This is a genomic window from Candidatus Seongchinamella marina, from assembly GCF_026262685.1.
Taxonomy (GTDB): Bacteria; Pseudomonadota; Gammaproteobacteria; order Pseudomonadales; family Halieaceae; genus Halioglobus; species Halioglobus marinus.
On record NZ_SHNP01000001.1, the window covers coordinates 904,842 to 921,041 of the forward strand.

The 16,200-nt window shown below is 53.6% G+C and carries 14 protein-coding genes; 11 read left to right on the forward strand and 3 right to left on the reverse strand.

Annotated elements, in window-relative coordinates:
• Positions 1 to 54: 54 nt before the first annotated feature.
• The 5 genes from EYC87_RS04035 (at position 55) to recJ (ending at position 6,719) form a co-directional block, all read left to right on the forward strand.
• Positions 55 to 804, forward strand: coding sequence for a thioredoxin fold domain-containing protein (locus EYC87_RS04035; RefSeq protein ID WP_007228982.1), 750 nt, complete (start codon positions 55 to 57; stop codon positions 802 to 804).
• Between the two features lie 226 nt (positions 805 to 1,030).
• Entirely contained in the window at positions 1,031 to 2,227 is a 1,197-nt protein-coding gene (gene alaC / locus EYC87_RS04040) for an alanine transaminase (protein WP_279251724.1), read from the forward strand.
• A 30-nt stretch (positions 2,228 to 2,257) separates the two neighbouring features.
• Positions 2,258 to 3,571, forward strand: coding sequence for a homoserine dehydrogenase (locus tag EYC87_RS04045; protein ID WP_279251725.1), 1,314 nt, complete (start codon positions 2,258 to 2,260; stop codon positions 3,569 to 3,571).
• Between the two features lie 10 nt (positions 3,572 to 3,581).
• Positions 3,582 to 4,979 carry a threonine synthase gene (thrC, locus tag EYC87_RS04050; RefSeq protein WP_279251726.1) on the forward strand — a complete coding sequence of 466 codons (1,398 nt, stop codon included), beginning with the start codon at positions 3,582 to 3,584 and terminating at the stop codon, positions 4,977 to 4,979.
• Between the two features lie 12 nt (positions 4,980 to 4,991).
• Entirely contained in the window at positions 4,992 to 6,719 is a 1,728-nt protein-coding gene (gene recJ, locus EYC87_RS04055; protein ID WP_279251727.1) for a single-stranded-DNA-specific exonuclease RecJ, read from the forward strand.
• Positions 6,720 to 6,779: 60 nt separating this feature from the next.
• On the opposite strand, the gene EYC87_RS04060 is transcribed toward recJ, so the two are convergent.
• Together EYC87_RS04060 and EYC87_RS04065 are read right to left on the reverse strand one after the other, a co-directional pair.
• Positions 6,780 to 8,093, reverse strand: coding sequence for an aminotransferase (locus EYC87_RS04060; protein WP_007229155.1), 1,314 nt, complete (start codon positions 8,091 to 8,093; stop codon positions 6,780 to 6,782).
• Positions 8,094 to 8,117: 24 nt separating this feature from the next.
• Positions 8,118 to 9,587, reverse strand: a complete 1,470-nt coding sequence (locus EYC87_RS04065; RefSeq protein ID WP_279251728.1) for an NAD-dependent succinate-semialdehyde dehydrogenase — start codon at positions 9,585 to 9,587, stop codon at positions 8,118 to 8,120.
• Positions 9,588 to 9,698: 111 nt separating this feature from the next.
• Here EYC87_RS04065 and EYC87_RS04070 point away from each other — a divergent pair, with 111 nt between their 5' ends.
• The 3 genes from EYC87_RS04070 (at position 9,699) to EYC87_RS04080 (ending at position 12,238) form a co-directional block, all read left to right on the forward strand.
• Positions 9,699 to 10,610 carry a LysR substrate-binding domain-containing protein gene (locus EYC87_RS04070; protein ID WP_279251729.1) on the forward strand — a complete coding sequence of 304 codons (912 nt, stop codon included), beginning with the start codon at positions 9,699 to 9,701 and terminating at the stop codon, positions 10,608 to 10,610.
• Positions 10,611 to 10,694: 84 nt separating this feature from the next.
• Positions 10,695 to 11,099, forward strand: coding sequence for a Cu(I)-responsive transcriptional regulator (cueR, locus tag EYC87_RS04075; RefSeq protein ID WP_007229181.1), 405 nt, complete (start codon positions 10,695 to 10,697; stop codon positions 11,097 to 11,099).
• Positions 11,096 to 12,238, forward strand: coding sequence for a permease (locus tag EYC87_RS04080; RefSeq protein ID WP_007229173.1), 1,143 nt, complete (start codon positions 11,096 to 11,098; stop codon positions 12,236 to 12,238). Before cueR ends, EYC87_RS04080 begins: the two co-directional genes overlap by 4 nt.
• 7 nt (positions 12,239 to 12,245) lie before the next feature.
• On the opposite strand, the gene EYC87_RS04085 is transcribed toward EYC87_RS04080, so the two are convergent.
• Positions 12,246 to 12,908: a pseudouridine synthase gene (locus tag EYC87_RS04085; RefSeq protein WP_279251901.1), complete on the reverse strand. Its 663-nt coding sequence runs from the start codon at positions 12,906 to 12,908 to the stop codon at positions 12,246 to 12,248.
• A gap of 53 nt (positions 12,909 to 12,961) precedes the next feature.
• Here EYC87_RS04085 and EYC87_RS04090 point away from each other — a divergent pair, with 53 nt between their 5' ends.
• The 3 genes from EYC87_RS04090 (at position 12,962) to tilS (ending at position 16,127) form a co-directional block, all read left to right on the forward strand.
• Positions 12,962 to 13,654, forward strand: coding sequence for a class I SAM-dependent methyltransferase (locus EYC87_RS04090; protein WP_279251730.1), 693 nt, complete (start codon positions 12,962 to 12,964; stop codon positions 13,652 to 13,654).
• A 149-nt stretch (positions 13,655 to 13,803) separates the two neighbouring features.
• Positions 13,804 to 14,751: an acetyl-CoA carboxylase carboxyl transferase subunit alpha gene (gene accA / locus EYC87_RS04095; RefSeq protein WP_007229180.1), complete on the forward strand. Its 948-nt coding sequence runs from the start codon at positions 13,804 to 13,806 to the stop codon at positions 14,749 to 14,751.
• A 20-nt stretch (positions 14,752 to 14,771) separates the two neighbouring features.
• Complete coding sequence (tilS, locus tag EYC87_RS04100; protein WP_279251731.1) at positions 14,772 to 16,127, forward strand: tRNA lysidine(34) synthetase TilS; 1,356 nt, start codon at positions 14,772 to 14,774, stop codon at positions 16,125 to 16,127.
• Positions 16,128 to 16,200: the final 73 nt, after the last annotated feature.

The window sequence follows — 16,200 nt, forward strand, 5'->3', positions numbered from 1 at the left end:
ATAATTTATCCGGTGGCAGGCGAGGAGTCTGTCACCCGCAATTGAGGAAAAACCATGGTATTTCGATTTAATCAGTCCGTTTCTGCGTTTCTGCTGCTGGCGCTGGCAGTCTTCGCCCAGGCGGGGACTCCAGCTGATAAAGCCACTGTGGCAAAGGTGCGCGCTGCCCTGGATAGTCCGGCAATGGGGCTGAAGGTGGCTACCGTTGAAACCAGTGAGGTCCCCGGGATGCTGGAAGTCCAGTTCGAGGCTGGGCCTATGGTTTATGCGACGGAAGATGGCAGTTATTTTATCCTTGGCGATTTGTTTCAGGTGAATAATGGCCAATTCGTAAACCTTGCAGAAAAACGCCGCGATAAAGAGCGATTGGTGAAGATGGAAGCGGTCGATACCAAGGACATGATCGTTTTCCCGGCGCAGGGTGACACACTTGCTCATATTTCAGTGTTCACAGACGTGACGTGCTTTTACTGCCAGAAGTTGCATAAAGAGGTACCTGAGCTCAATAAACGTGGCATTGAAGTGCGCTATCTGGCCTATCCACGCTCTGGCATGGACTCCCCGGGATATCGCCAGTTGGTAGGAGCCTGGTGCGCGAAAAACCCGCAGGAAACATTGACCAGCCTGAAAAACAAGGAATCTGTTGCGGTTAATCAGTGTGATGATAATCCGGTAGCCCAGCAGTATCAGTTGGGTCAAGAGTTGGGAGTGCGTGGCACACCCGCGATGATCACCGAAACAGGCCAGATGATTCCTGGCTACCAGAGTGCTGACCAGTTGATGGTGACGCTGGGCCTGAACTAGCCACTAGCTGCTTCAAATGGGCGACAGTTATCGCTAACTGACGCCTGACCTTGCTTCCCTGCCTGTGCGGGGATGCCAGGGTCGGTTAATTTGGCACCATTAAGCGCGGGTACAATGCCACAGTTACGGCCCCGCGCGTTGACATAACTCCTCTGAAACCTTACTGTTCCTGACCTTTCCCGGTCATCAATCCAGCCTCTTTGGGCCCCAATTCAGAGTTAATACTGTGGACGAGCAATTTCGGCGGATATCACGCCTTCCCCCCTATGTTTTCAATATTATTGGGGATTTGAAACAGCAGGCGCGCGCGGCGGGTGAGGATATCATTGATTTCGGCATGGGCAATCCAGACCAGCCGACACCTAACCACATTGTCGACAAGTTGGTGGAAACCGCCCAACGGGGTGATACCCACCGTTATTCGCAGTCCAAGGGCATTCCGCGCCTGCGCAGAGCGATTTGTGACTGGTATCAGCGTCGCTATGACGTGACCCTGAATCCGGAAACAGAAGCTATTGTAACTTTGGGTTCGAAAGAGGGGCTTGCTCATCTGGCCCTTGCGACGACCGGCCCCGGGGACGCGATTCTGGTGCCAAACCCCTCTTATCCAATTCATCCTTATGGCTTTGTCATTTCCGGGGCGGACATCCGTCACGTGCCCATGGGCGCAAATGAGGAGGAGTTCTTCGACGAACTGGACAAGGCAATTCAAAATAGCTGGCCGCGGCCTAAAATGCTGGTGCTGAATTTTCCATCGAACCCAACAGCTTATTGCGTTGAACTTGAGTTTTTTGAGCGTGTGGTCGCTATCGCCAAGGAGAACGAGATTTGGGTCGTGCAGGACCTGGCCTATGCGGATCTTTGCTTCGATGGTTATGTAGCACCTTCTATTTTGCAGGTAGAGGGCGCAATGGATGTTGCAGTAGAGTTCTACAGCATGTCTAAAAGTTATAATATGCCGGGGTGGCGCGTGGGTTTCTGTTGCGGCAACCAGGCCCTCGTAGGTGCTTTGGCTCGCATCAAATCGTATCTTGACTATGGGATGTTCACGCCTATTCAGGTCGCTGCTATTGCCGCGCTTGAAGGTGATCAGAGCTGTGTTAGTGAAATTAATGCGATGTATAAATCCCGCAGGGATGTTCTGTGTTCTGGGCTCACCGATGCCGGATGGCCTGTAGATCCACCCAAGGCGACCATGTTTGTCTGGGCGAAAATTCCCGAGTGCTATTCGAACCTGAATTCACTGGAGTTCAGTAAAAAATTGCTAAAAGAGGCTAAGGTTGCTGTGTCACCCGGCGTGGGTTTCGGTGAATACGGCGAGGGCTATGTGCGCTTCGGCTTGATCGAGAACGAACACCGAACTCGACAGGCTATCCGCAACATTCGAAAAATGATAAAAAATGATGGGGTCGCAGCGGCCTAGCCAGAGTTGTATCGGGGAAAGTAGCTAATAATGAGCTCAAATCTTGTAAAAATCGGCATTTGCGGTCTTGGCACTGTTGGCAGTGGCACCTTCAACGTGTTGAATCGCAATGCACAGTCGATTAACGCTCGCGCCCAGGCTGAGCTGGAGGTGATTCACATCGGTGCTCGCCGTGACAACCCCGACTGTGACATCGGTGAGATTCGGGTTAGTCGGGATATTTTTGACGTCGCCAGAGACCCCGAGGTGCAAATTCTGGTGGAGTTAATCGGCGGTACTTCGGTTGCTAAAGAGCTGGTCGAAGAGGCGCTGCGCAATGGAAAACACGTAGTGACCGCCAATAAAGCACTGGTTGCAGAGTTTGGTAATGAGTTGTTCGCACTCGCAGAGCAGAACAATGTTGTTATTCGCTACGAGGCAGCGGTGGCTGGCGGCATTCCCATTATTAAAGCTTTGCGCGAGGGGCTTGCGGGCAACCGTATTGAATGGCTTGCCGGTATTATTAATGGCACGGGCAATTTCATTCTCAGCGAAATGCGTGAGAAGGGTCGAGACTTTGCCGACGTACTCACCGAAGCCCAGGAACTGGGCTATGCCGAAGCCGACCCTACTTTTGACGTAGAAGGGATTGATGCCGCGCACAAGCTGGTAATCCTCGCGTCGTTGGCATTTGGTATGCCCCTGCAATTTAGCTCTGTCTACACCGAGGGGATTACCAGACTCACTACACAGGATGTGGAATACGCTGAGGAACTGGGTTATCGCATCAAGCACCTGGGCGTTGCCAAGCACAGTGCCGACGGCGTAGAACTGCGGGTTCATCCCACGTTGATACCTGAGGGGCGTTTACTGGCTAACGTAAATGGCGTTAAAAATGCGGTGTTGGTGGAAGGAGACGCAGTTGGTCCCACTCTATACTACGGCGCAGGTGCGGGGGCAGAGCCCACCGCATCTGCAATAGTTGCCGATATCGTTGACCTGGCGCGAGAGCTGTCTGCTGGACAGTCCTGTCGAGTACCGGCCTTGGGTGTTGCTACTGCAGACCTTAAGGCTTTGCCTGTTTTACCGATGGAGCAGGTCGTCACACCATGGTATCTGCGGATTATTGCAGAGGATAAACCCGGCGTATTATCTTCGATAGCATCAATTTTTAGCGATCACGGCATTAGTATGGAAGCTTTAATTCAGAAACCGCCGGCGGAAGGTGAAACTCGCGTGCCTTTGATTGTTCTCACCAGTCGCGCATCGCAAGGCAGCATGGATGTAGCGGTCGCCACTATCGAGGCATTAGAATCTATTTCAGGCGAAGTAGCCCGCATTCGGGTTGAAGCACTGGACGGTTAGGGTAAAAGAAGTGAAATACATTAGCACCCGGGGCCAGGCCCCTGCGCTCAACTTCGAAGAAGCACTGCTGACAGGGCTTGCCTCGGATGGCGGTTTGTATGTTCCAGAGTCTTTGCCTACTTTCAGCGCCGAGGAAATCGGCAGTATGGCAGGTCTGAATTATTCTCAGCTGGCACATAAAATCATCACTCCCTTTGTGGGCGAGTGTATTCCTGAAGATGATTTAAAAGCAATCCTGCGAGAGACCTACGCTGAATTTCGCCACGATGCTGTGGCGCCAATGATTCAACTTGGTCACAACCAGTGGGTGTTGGAGTTGTTTCACGGTCCTACGCTTGCGTTCAAAGACTTTGCCCTGCAGCTGCTGGGGCGTCTGCTTGACTATGTGCTGGAACGAAAGCATCAAAAAGTGGTGATCATGGGCGCGACTTCGGGGGATACAGGCTCCGCCGCCATTGAGGGCTGTAAGCGCTGTAAGAACATCGATATTTTTATACTGCACCCTCATGACCGCGTCTCCGACGTACAGCGCAAACAGATGACAACAGTGGTCGGAAGCAATATTCACAACCTGGCGGTGCAGGGCAATTTTGATGACTGCCAGGCGATGGTCAAAACCAGTTTTAACAAGCGTGATTTCCTGCCAAAAGATCGCAGGCTGGTGGCTGTTAATTCGATTAACTGGGCTCGGATCATGGCCCAGATTGTGTATTACTTTTATGCTGCTGTTGCGCTTGGCGCACCCGGGCGCAGCGTCGCTTTTTCTGTGCCGACGGGAAATTTTGGCGATATTTTCGCCGGCTACCTGGCCAGCCAGATGGGTCTCCCCATTGAGCGCCTCATTATTGCTACCAATCGCAATGATGTGTTGCACCGAGTTATGAGCAATGGCAGCTACGGGCGCCAGCCGCTTGAGCATTCTCTGTCCCCGAGTATGGACATTACTGTTTCGTCCAACTTTGAGCGTTTGTTGTTTGATTTGTATGAACGTGATGGTGCTTCCATTGCACAGCTGATGGCTGACTTCGACCAGGGCGACATCAGCTTTTCACAACAGGCGATGGCCAAGGCCAGTGCATTGTTTTCCAGCCAATGTGTTAATGATGCGGAAACCTGCGCTCAGATGGCAGCCACGTGGAAAGACTGTGAATATATGTTGGATCCGCACAGTGCGATTGGTGTGAAAGCGGCGTTTGATGCCAAGGTTCCCGCCTCGGTTCCCGTGGTAACGCTGGCCACTGCTCATCCGGCGAAATTCCCCGGCGCGGTGAAGGCAGCCAAGCTTGATACGGAACCATCGCTGCCCCATCACCTGCGTGATTTATTCGATCGCCCTGAACGATTCGAAGTCTTGCCCAATGACCTTTCAGCAGTGCAGGCGTTTATGCTGAAGAATGTTAACGCCTGATTTAGCGCGATTGTGAACAAACTTATTCGTCGGCGCGAAACTCACTCCTCAGTCCAGTGGGACGAAAATAAGCTGCATCCCCTCCTTGCCAGGGTCTATTCCGGCAGGGGAGTGCGGTCATCTCAAGACCTCGACCTTGGTCTCACCCACCTGCTGCCACCTGCACAATTACTTAACGCAGAGCGCGCAGCGAAAATGCTCGCTGACGCATTGGCTGAGCAACAACGCATTCTTATTGTTGGCGACTATGATGCAGATGGCGCGACCAGTACCGCGCTGGCTTTGGATGCACTGAAATCATTTGGTGCCACGCAAGTGTCCTACCTGGTGCCCAATCGATTTGAATATGGCTATGGCCTGACCCGAGAAATTGTTGAACTCGCCCTGGAGCAGGGTAAGCCCGACATCATCATTACTGTAGACAACGGTATCTCCAGTATTGATGGCATTGCCACTGCGCGGGAACAGGGTATCAATACACTGATCACCGACCATCATCTCGCTGGCCACCAATTGCCGGATGCTGACGTTATCGTTAATCCCAATCAGCCGGGCTGTAACTTTCCCAGCAAAAATCTCGCTGGTGTTGGAGTCATTTTTTACATCATGATGGCCTTGCGGTCCGAGTTGCGGAATCGGGATTGGTTTGCCGATAGAACAGAACCTAACTTGGGGCGACTCACCGACCTGGTTGCACTCGGCACAGTCGCCGACGTTGTGCCCCTGGATCGAAACAATCGAATATTAGTTGCAGCCGGCCTGCAGCGTATTCGCGCAGGGCAGGCACGCCCGGGCATAATTGCCCTGTTGGAAGTGGCCTCTCGCCCGCTGCGCGGTGTGGTGGCATCAGACCTGGGATTTGCAGTTGGACCTCGCATTAATGCTGCGGGCCGGCTGGACGATATTTCGGTGGGCATTGAATGTTTGTTGCAGGATGAGCCTTCGGCCGCCCGCAGGCTCGCAAGCGAACTGCACCAGAAAAACCAGGACCGCCGACAAATTGAGCAAGGTATGCAGGATCAGGCGCTCCAACTGCTGGATGAATTAGCCCTGGATGAAGTCGGTGTGCCCGTGGCTATGACGCTGTATCAGGGCGACTGGCACCAGGGCGTTATTGGCATACTTGCTTCTCGGATTAAAGACAGGCTGCATCGACCAACAATCGTTTTTGCCGATGGTGATGAAAGCGAAATTAAAGGTTCCGCCCGGTCCATCAATGGAATTCATATTCGTGACATACTCGACGCGGTTGCCACCCGTCATCCGGGCATGATTCTCAAATTTGGCGGGCACGCTATGGCGGCGGGATTGACCATTCCGCGCGAGCTTTACCGTGACTTTAATACAGCATTTATTGCGGAGGTGGAGCGCCATGCCAAAGATGTCGAACTGCAGGCCGTAGTCGAATCAGACGGTGAGCTGGGGGCTGGCGATTTCGCCCTGGACCTCGCGAATGAGCTGCGTTTTGCGGGGCCATGGGGGCAGCATTTTCCGGAACCGGTTTTCGATGGCCATTTTAAAATCGTTCAGCAGCGACTGGTTGGCGACAAACACCTCAAGTTAGTGCTGTCTTTGAAAGACAGTCAACAAATCATCGACGCCATTGCCTTTAATGTGGACCTGGATGTTTGGCCGGATGAGTCAGTGCTCGAGGTGGAGGTGGCTTATCGGTTGGAAGTTAACGAGTTCCGAGGTAAGCGCAGTGTGCAGTTGATGGTCGAGTACTTGCGGGCGCTCTAGCCTAGCTGTCCTCCGGATTCCCAGACGGGCGGAAATCCAGAGAACGCATGAAAATTTTCCTCAAATAGTCTGCTCAAGCGAGAGTTTCAGTTTATCTATCATCTCATCAACCTGCTCACGATTAATAATTAACGGTGGACACACCGCAATGGCATTGCCGGCCACATTACGCACGATCAGACCATTTTCCTGTGCTGCCAGGGTCACCTTTTTTGCCAGAGCGGCATCAGGTGCTTTACTGTCGCGGTGCTCAACCAGCTCGATAGCGCCGATCAGGCCCGCACCGCGTACTTCGCCGACTTGTTCATATTCCATAAGCTCGGCAAGCCGTGACTGCAGGTGTTCTCCCTGAGTCGCTGCATTGTCATAAAGACCGTCCCGTTCATAGATTTCCAGGGTTTTCAGTGCCGAGGCACAAGCTACCGGATGCCCCGAGTAGGTGTAGCCATGGCCGAACACACCGACTTCTTCGCTGGCCGCAATCATTGGCTCGTACATTTCGCCGCTGATAACAGAGGCGCTAATAGGGTAATAGGCGGACGACATTTGCTTGGCAAAAGTCATCATCGAGGGTTGCTGTATGTTGACCGTTTCACAACCGAATACTTTACCGGTGCGGCCAAAACCGGTGATGACCTCGTCAGCCCAAAATAGAATGTCATACTTTTCCAGAATGGCTTGTACTTTTTCGTAATAACCCGGTGGCGGCACCAGTACGCCGCTCGCACCGGTAATAGGTTCGGCGATAAACGCCGCTATGGTATCGGGGTCTTCTTGTAGAATGAGCTGTTCCAGGTTGTTGGTGATGCGATCAACGAACTGCATTTCGCTCTCGTCGCCCTGGGCTCCGCGATAGTAGTGTGGGTGGTCTGTGCGCAAAACGCCCAGTGCTTCCAGCGGAGCGTCGAAATGCGCCAGGTTAGCCGGCAAGCTGGTGAGTGAGCCTGCTGCTACGGTCACGCCGTGGTAAGCGCGATCACGGGTAATAATTTTGCGCTTTTCGGGTTTACCAATAGCGTTGAAATAGTAGCGGAGCATTTTGATATGGCTGTCGTTGGCATCGGAGCCCGAATTACCGAAGAACACCATCGCATCTTTTACCGGCACCATGTCTGCGAGTTTATCGCCCAGGTCAATAACTGGCTGATGTGTTTTGCCACCAAAAGTATGGGAGAAAGATAACTTGCCCAGCTGGTCACTGATGGCATCGATCAGCTCGCGGTTACCGTAACCGAGGCCGGTGCACCAGAGGCCTGCCATTCCCTCGAGGTACTGCTTGCCGTCCTGGTCATAAACATAAACACCGTCTGCGCGCTCGAATTTGAGCTGCTCGGTAGCGGCCAGGTTAGTTGTGGGGTAAATGACTGCTGACATAATAAGTACCTTATATTGTCCGTTTTAGGCTTGGGCGATGCCGCCCATACAAATGTATTTCACTTCGACATAATCGTCGATACCGTAATGGGAACCTTCCCGTCCCAGGCCTGATTCCTTGACGCCACCAAAGGGGATCAGCTCGGAGGTGATCGCTACTTCGTTGACGCCCACCATGCCGTACTCAATCGCTTCGCTGATCCGCCAGACGCGGCCTAAATCATTAGTATAGAGATAGGCAGCCAATCCGTACTCGGTATCGTTGGCCATAGCGATAGCCTCGATCTCATCGCTGAAGCGAAGCACTGGGGCGACGGGGCCAAAAATCTCCTCGCGAAAGACCCGCATGTCATTGGTGACATTCGCCAGTATGGTGGGCTGATAGAAGTTTGGCCCCAGTTCAGGCATCGCTCTACCGCCCAGGGCCAGGCTAGCACCGTCGGCAACAGCATCTTGCACCATAGCGTCTACCTTCAAAAGTGCCTTTGGTTCTATCAATGGCCCAAGGGTGTTGCTTTCATTCATGCCATCGCCCACGCGAAACTTGCTCACCTCTTGGGTAAGTTTCTCGATGAAGGCGTCATAGATAGTGTCCTGAACCAGCAGACGATTGGCACAGACGCAGGTCTGGCCTGCGTTACGGTATTTGGTGTCAATGGCTCCCTGGACCGCAGTATCCAGGTCTGCATCATCGAAAATGATAATAGGAGCGTTGCCTCCCAGCTCCATGGAAACCTTTTTTACTGTAGCGGCGCTCTGCGCGAGCAGATGTTTGCCGACGGGGGTAGATCCAGTGAAGGTAAGCTTGCGAATGATGTCACTGGAGGTGAGTTCGTCGCCAATTGCAGGAGCATCGGTGCCGGTGATGACATTAAATAAACCGCCGGGTATGCCCGCTCTATCTGCCAACTCGGCCAACGCCAGAGCCGACAGAGGAGTCTCGGCTGCAGGTTTGAGCACCACGCTGCAGCCTGCGGCGAGGGCGGGCCCCACTTTGCGGGTGATCATCGCACTGGGAAAATTCCAGGGTGTGATCGCTGCGACCACACCGACAGGCTGCTTGATGACAATTGAGCGTCTGTCATTTGGGCCAGGAATCACATCGCCGTAAATTCGTTTGGCTTCTTCAGCAAACCATTCCACAAAAGATGCGGCGTAGGTAATTTCCAGGCGTGACTCAGCAAGTACTTTGCCTTGCTCTGCCGTCATCAGGCACGCCAGGTCTTCCTGGTTGTCCATGATCAGGTTGAACCAGCGGCGTAATATTGCGCTGCGTTCTTTCGCTGGCTGCTGTCGCCAGCTGATCATTGCCTGCTGTGCTGCTGCAATGGCGGCGCGGGTCTCTGCCGCACCCAGATCCGTCACATCAGCAATCACCTCGCCAGTTGCCGGATTCTTCACAGTGAAACTGGACCCGTTGGCCGCCGGGCGCCACTCACCGTCAATGTAAGCCATGCTCTTCAGCAGGGTGGGGTCGCTGAGCTGCAGTTTCATGGTATTGATTCCGATAGAGTATGGCGATGTAGAGCATTTTATGTATTGTATTTGTCACTGCAATCGATATATTTGCACCTATGTGGTGATTAAAAGTAAACAGGAGTAGCCGTGGAACTATTGAGACGCAACTTGCCGCTTAACGCTATGCGTGCTTTTGAAGCCGCAGCCAGACACTGTCATCTGCGTCGAGCGGCGGCGGAACTGGGGGTCACCCACGGTGCGGTTTCCAGACAGGTTCGCCAGTTGGAGGAACAGTTAGGCATCCTGCTTTTTGATCGCAGCAGGAATCGGTTGACCCTGACTCAAGAGGGCAACCGCCTGGCGCAGGCGGTGGGTGAGGCACTGGACCGGCTGACGGAGGGAGCTCTTTCTGTCGATCCAGCATCCTTGCCTGGCGAGCTCGTGCTGGCCGCGCCGCCCTCCATATCTGCTTGCTGGTTGTTAGCGATGATCGGTGAATTCAATCAGAGCTATCCTGAAATTGAAATTCGTCTGGATAATATCCTGCCGATGCAACGAGAGTTGCCCGCAGAAATAGAGGTTGCCGTTTGTTTTGGTGAACCCATAGCGCCTAAAAAAGTGGTACGAGAACTGTTTCGCGAGAAATATGGGCCGGTCGTGAGTCCATCGCTGTTGCCCACTGGAGGTAGCGTTCTGGAGCCTTCGGAGTTGCTCAGATTGCCCTTGATTCATGACCGTCATGGACGCTGGCAGCGTTGGTTATCGAATAATGGGCTGGAGCAAAGAGAGGCTCGCACTAACCTTTACGTGCAGGATTCCTATTTAGGGATATGCGCAGCTCGCGATGGCTGCGGCGTGTTCCTTGCCGATCGGGTAGAAGTCTCCACCGATTTACGCAACGGCAGCCTGGTGGCACTGGGCGGTCAGACCGTAGAAGCTCAGCATTCCCATTACCTGGTGACTGGACAACCGGGCGTAATGAGCGCCCGCGCCCAGATCTTCACCGAATATCTAGGACGAGCGCTGAGCACGGAAGTCACCGAAGAAGTAGTTGCTTGATGAATTGAACATCGATGCACGAAAGGGTTGACCTTCTAGTAACTGGAAGGTTTACATTAGGGTGATGGGAACCCGGAGACGACAATGAATATCTCGGAAGCCGCCCGACGCAGTGGGCTCAGCAGTAAAACAATTCGTTACTACGAAGATATTGGCTTGACCGCTCCTGTCGATCGGACAGAGAACGGCTACCGGGTATACGAAGATGGCGCGGTGGAGGAATTAAAGTTTCTAAGTCGTGCCAGGGATGTGGGTTTTGACCTGAGCGAATGTCGGCAACTTTTGGGCTTACATCGCGACAGCGGCCGGCAGAGTCGGCATGCTCGCGCCCTGGTGTTGGAGAAGACTGAGCAGCTGCAGCAACGGATCGATTCGCTGTTGGCTATGCAGCAGGTTTTGCGGGACATGGCCAGTCGTTGTCACGGGGACGAGGGGCCCGATTGTGCCATCCTGAACGATCTTGCCAGCGCTGATGATTCCTCGCTATGAGTAAAGAACACGAGAGTAAAGACAGTCACTGTTGCGCGAGCGGCACTGAGGCGGCCAGCGCCGCTGAGAGTTCTGAGGCACCAACCGCCAGCTGTCATGCTCCAGAAACTGATGGCGACAGTTGCTGTGAAACACCGGCAAGCAGAGACTATTTCTTCTGGGTCTGTCTGCTTGTTGTTGCTGTTGCCTACTCTATAGGGGCGTTCAGCCAACACGATCACGGTGGCGTGTTAGGCGTTTTCACCGGCGGTATATTCGAGTTGTTTAACGCCATGTGGTGGGGTATCGCGCTGGGAATAATTTTCGTCGGATTGCTGAGTCGGGTGCCACGGGAATTGGTGATGGGTATTCTTGGGCGTGATGGAGGTATCCACGGGCTGTTTCGAGCCACCCTCGCGGGGGTGTTTCTGGACCTCTGCAGTCACGGCATTCTCGCGGTTGGGATGAAGCTCTACGAGCGTGGCGCGACGGTGGGCCAGGTGATGGCTTTTCTTCTGGCCAGTCCCTGGAACTCATTCTCTCTCACTCTGATTTTGTTTGGACTGATTGGCGTAGTTTGGACCTTGCTCTTCATTCTGCTGTCATTGGTGATTGGCTTAATTTCAGGAATGATTTTTGACGCACTGGTCTCTCGCGGCACCTTGCCCTCCAATCCCTGGCGGGAAGAGTTGGGCGAGGAACGCCCGCTGGATGAAATGTGGTCCGAGGTTCGCCGCTCCATGCGTTTCTCGCTTGGGGGAACCGTTGACATCCTCAAAGAGGGGTTTGCGGGGTCAAGGGTTGTGATTCGCTGGTCACTATTTGGCTTGATTTTGGCCGGCGCAATACGCGCTTTGGTGCCAGAAGATGCTTTCGCCGTCTGGTTTGGTGCAACATTTGCGGGACTCTGGCTGACCTTGTTGGCTACCACCGTCATTGAAGTCTGCTCGGAGGGCTCTACACCCATTGCGGCCGACCTGATGAATCGCGCCAACGCGCCCGGTAACGCGTTTACATTCTTGATGGCGGGCGTGGCGACTGACTATACCGAGGTCATGTCGATCAGGGATACCACCCGGTCATGGAAGATTGCACTGTTTCTGCCCCTGATTACAGTGCCACAGGTGATGGTCATTGGCTTTATTCTCAATCAGTTTTGATGGTCAATCAGAAGTCTGGTGCGCACTCACCTGTTAACCACTCGCCACTGGTCGGGTGCTCAAATCCGATGAAGCTTGCATGCAGTAACATCCGGTCGGCCATTTCCAGGGCTTGCTGATGGGCATACATATCACAGCCCAGAATAGGATGCCCCAGCTCGCGCATATGAATACGGAGCTGGTGAGAGCGGCCAGTGACAGGTTTTAACAACAGCCGAGTGCGGTCGCTGAGTCGCTCCAGTATCTCGTAGCGGGTCAGGGCGTGCTTCCCTTGTTCATGATCAATCATCTGCAAAGGCCGGTTTTCCCAGTCACAGCGTATGGGCAGTTCCACTTCGCCTGAGTCCTGCTCGACCAATCCAAACACTACAGCGTGGTAGCACTTTTCTACCAGGCGCTCCTGAAACTGACGGCTGATATGGGCATGGGTGGGCTTGTTCAAAGGAATGATCATGATGCCCGAGGTATCAAGGTCCAGTCGATGAACAATACTCGCCGTGGGGTAGTCCTGTTGCAGTCGGGTAATAAGACAGTCTTTGTTGAGCGGGTGCCTGCCGGGAATGCTCAGCAGGAGATCGGGCTTGCGCACCAGCAGTAGGTCGGCATCTTCGTAAAGAATGCGTATCTCTTCCTGGCTATGGGGAACAATGTAGGGAGGTAGGTCTGACATGGCGCGTAGTGTAATCGCCGCAGTTTTTATCACAACCGTTATAATGCCCGCACATGTCTTCCTCTCATAAAAAATTGAATTCTCGTTTAAAGGAAATTATTCCCAGCGCAGAGCTGGAGGTGATGACTTTGCCAAATGTGCCTGAGCTCAAGCTCTTGTTGTTGGCGAAAAACTATCCGCAGGGAGCGCTGAGTGAGCAGGAAATGCAGCGGGTGATGAACAATCCGCTGTACTGGGTTTTTTGCTGGGCCTCGGGCGAGGTGCTCGCCCGCTACCTGTTAGACCATCCAGAGCAGGTGAGTGGCAAGCGAATACTGGATTTTGGCTGTGGCTCCGGTGTCGTCGCTATCGCAGCGGCTATCGCCGGGGCAGGAGAGGTTATCGCCTGCGATATCGACCCGTTGGCGCTGGAAGCGACGGCGGTGAATGCGAAACTCAATGGTATTGACCTGCAGTTATGCGATGACTATTTCGATATCGAGGGCGAGGTAGACCTGATTATTGTTGCTGACGTACTTTACGATAGCGAAAACTTCGTCTGGTTGGAGAGGTTTTCCAGACGAGCTCCGCGTGTGCTCGTTGCTGATTCCAGGGTGAAAAATTTCGACTATCCCCCTTTTAGCCAAATCGATCAGATGGACAGCTGTACGCTGCCTGACCTCGATGAGTCTGCTGAATTTCGCGATGTGCGAATTTACCTGGCGGACAGGTCACAAAGCACGGAAGAAACCTTGGTCTTGGTTTGAGGCGGGTAATTTAGAGGCGTTGGCAGGGTAATCAACACAACGACTCGCGGTTGGCATCAAAAGCTGCCTTGCGTAGCAATGTGCATTGGTGAGACAGCACGATTTTTTGTACACTGGCCGCTGCCATAGACATCAGGAACTGCTGACGCATGAATCCCAATTACCTGGATTTTGAACAACCAATCGCAGAACTCGAAGTGAAGATCGAGGAACTGCAGTTGGTTGGCTCGGATAATGAGCTCAATATCGGTGAAGAAATAGAGACCTTACGCGACAAGAGCACCAAGCTCACCGAGAAAATATTTTCCAATTTAAGTGCCTGGGATATTGTTAAGGTGGCGCGCCATCCGCAGCGTCCCTATACCCTGGATTACATTCCCCAGATATTCACTGAATTTGATGAACTGCACGGCGATAGGCACTTTGGGGATGACAACGCGATTGTGGGAGGTATGGCGCGTCTGGAGGGACGTCCCGTGATGGTTATCGGTCAAGAGAAGGGCCGTGCTGTCAAAGACAAGGTGATGCGCAATTTTGGCATGCCCAAACCCGAGGGCTATCGCAAGGCTTTACGTCTTATGGAGATGGCCGAGCGTTTCAAGATGCCGGTCGTCACGCTCATTGATACGCCGGGAGCCTATCCGGGCATCGATTCAGAAGAACGCGGTATCAGTGAGTCCATCGCTCAGAACCTGGCGGTAATGTCGCGACTGGCCACACCCATTATCTGCATTGTGATAGGTGAGGGCAGCTCAGGTGGTGCGCTGGGCATAGGCGTCGGTGATCATTTAGCCATGCTCCAGTATTCCACCTACTTCGTTATTTCCCCCGAGGGTTGTGCCAATATCATCTGGAAAGATTCAGCTAATGCGCCTGACGCCGCTGAGGCTATGGGTGTAACGTCCTCTATCCTGCAGGATTTGGAAATTGTAGATGCGACTATTGCGGAGCCCCTCGGTGGAGCTCATCGAGATGTTGCGTTGATGGCTGAACGCATTAAAACTCACCTTATTGAGCAGCTGGATGTCCTGCAGGCACTTCCTCTGGAAGACCTTTTGGCCAAGCGCTACCAGCGGTTGATGTCCTACGGTAACTAACGCGCAGATGTACCTGTTTTATGGCAAAGGCCATTAGTCATAGCAATCTGAATGCGGAGCTCTCCGCATTCAGTGATGCGCCTCACTGGTACGTGGCCTACAGCGGTGGGATTGATTCAACCGCACTATTGCAGCTGGTTAACAGCTGGTGCAAAGCTAACGGCCAAGCGCCACCTCTCACCGCGCTGCACATTAATCATGGTCTGCAGGCCCAGGCTGCAGACTGGGAGAATCACTGTGCCTGGATTTGCCGCTTTCTTGATGTTCCCTTTCTTGCCTTGAATGTTGATGTTGATCCCGATGGCAAGGGCGTGGAATCTGCCGCCAGACAGGCGCGTTATGCTCGCTTCGAAGAACAGCTGGAAGAGGGCGAAGTGTTATTTTTTGGTCATCACCAGGATGATCAGGTGGAGACATTTTTCCTGCGACTATTGCGAGGCGCAGGCGTCGATGGTCTGGCCGCTATGCCGCGGCAGCGAGAGCTGGGCAAGGGCTTGCTGCTAAGACCGTTGCTGGATTATTCCCGAGCACAATTGGAAGCCTATGTTGAGGCCCAGGGACTTCGTTATATTGAAGATCCTTCCAATCAGGATGTGTCCCTGGACCGTAATTATCTGCGCCAGGATGTACTGCCGGTGTTGGCCAGTCGATGGCCTGGGTATCGTCAGACAATCACCCGGGCAGCAGGGCACCTGGCGTCGGTTTCTGGGGCCAGGGAATCAGCGGTGACCATCCCCCAGACCTGCTACAGCGCGCTGGGTGATCCGGGTCTGCCAGGCGGTGTCTTGAAAGTCGATGACCAGGTACAGGCGGCGCTGGTATTGAGAGGGTGGCTGAAATCAGGGGGCTACCAGGCTCCGGATCAGTCGGTTCTGGATGAGTTTTTGCGACAGCTACGGGCGTCTACTGGAGACGCCAGGCCACAGTTGAATTCGGGTAGTTATCGCTTACAGCGCTACAAAGAGGCCATATACCTGCTGCCAGAGGATCCAGGGCCGGTTGATCAAGAGCTCGCAATAGCTCCCGGAGGGGTTATTGAGATCCCCGGCGTTGGCCGCATTAGCTTGCGGCGCACCGAGAGCGAGGGCATCTGGCTGGCGGCAGATGAGAGCCTATCGCTGCAATGGCGAGATGGCGGCGAGCGCTGCCGTTTGGCTGGGCATAAGCGGAGCAAAAGCCTCAAGAAAGTCCTTCAGGAGTCTGGAATACCGCCCTGGTGGCGACAGCGTGTTCCCTTACTGTACCTTGAAGAGGAGCTGCTTAGCCTGGGCAGCGTGGGCCCTTGTCAAAGCAGCCGCTGGGGAGTCAGTGGCCAGGATGCAGAAGCTCCCTGGGAGCTGGTTTGGGAACCCACTATTGCCAGTGGATACGATTGAGCTCCCTCTGCCTTTCTGTTAGTCTGGTTTCCCATCATTTGACAAGACTTCCACCGCGCCGAAACGTGCACCG